At 66.6% G+C, this 872-nt stretch carries 1 protein-coding gene; it reads left to right on the forward strand.

The genetic code is table 11. The features are described from left to right. A partial coding sequence (locus FS665_RS23475; RefSeq protein WP_306102904.1) for a T6SS effector BTH_I2691 family protein occupies nucleotides 1-872 on the forward strand: 872 nt, incomplete at both ends.

Below are 872 nucleotides of genomic sequence, written 5' to 3' on the forward strand. Positions count from 1 at the left end.
GACGACAGCCTGGGGCTGGCCCAGGAATACAACCAGCAGCGGCTGAAGTGGGTGGTCCAGCGCCAGGCCTGGCGCGACGATCCGCTGCGCGCCTACCAGTTGCAGACCTCGCAGATCCTGCAGATCATCCGCGCCACCCAGCGCCAGTGGGCGGCGCAGCAGGTGCCGAACTTCGAGGCCCAGGCCGGCGACGGTCCACCGATTTTTGCCAACCCTGCCGCAGAGCGCCAACGCCAGGTCGAGATAAAGCAGCGCGAGCAGGATGAGCGGCTCGATGCGCGCTACGACGAACCGCGCCGGGCGGCCTTTCAGGCAGACTACGACCGCCAGGAAGCGCGCTTGCAGGCGCACATCGACGAGCATGCCAGCCACTACGCGCAGGTGTGTGAAAGCGCTGCTTTTCGCCTGATCGAACGTCACGACTATGACGGCCGCGACCGCGAATCGGGCATTGCCTACAGCACGACCCTGGCCGCATGCCTGGCGGGCGGCATCACCGAAGCGCCCTCCCCTGATGCACCACGCCCTGGCAGCAGCGCCGCGCTGTGGCGCAACTGGCTGCAGGATCCGCACAGCCCGCCCTACCGCGCCCTGCTGTTGCGCGATAAAGCCTTGCTGGCCGGCTTGCTGCCGAGCTTCTCCACCTCCGGCGCGCTCGACTGGAACGACAGCGAAAAGCTCTACAGCGCCGCAAGCAAGCTGATCGCCAGTGAAGACCTGGGCTCGGCCCTGCGAGGCGCGCTGAAACAAGCGATCACCGACCTGCAAGGCGCGGTCAATGGCGCCAGCCTGCGTCTGCATACGCATTTGGCGCCTGGCGTGCATCAGGCCGTGCGCCACCTGAACAGCGTCAATCAGCTGATCTACAACGG

Origin of the sequence: Pseudomonas sp. URMO17WK12:I11, from assembly GCF_007677725.1 — a bacterium.
Classification (GTDB): domain Bacteria; phylum Pseudomonadota; class Gammaproteobacteria; order Pseudomonadales; family Pseudomonadaceae; genus Aquipseudomonas.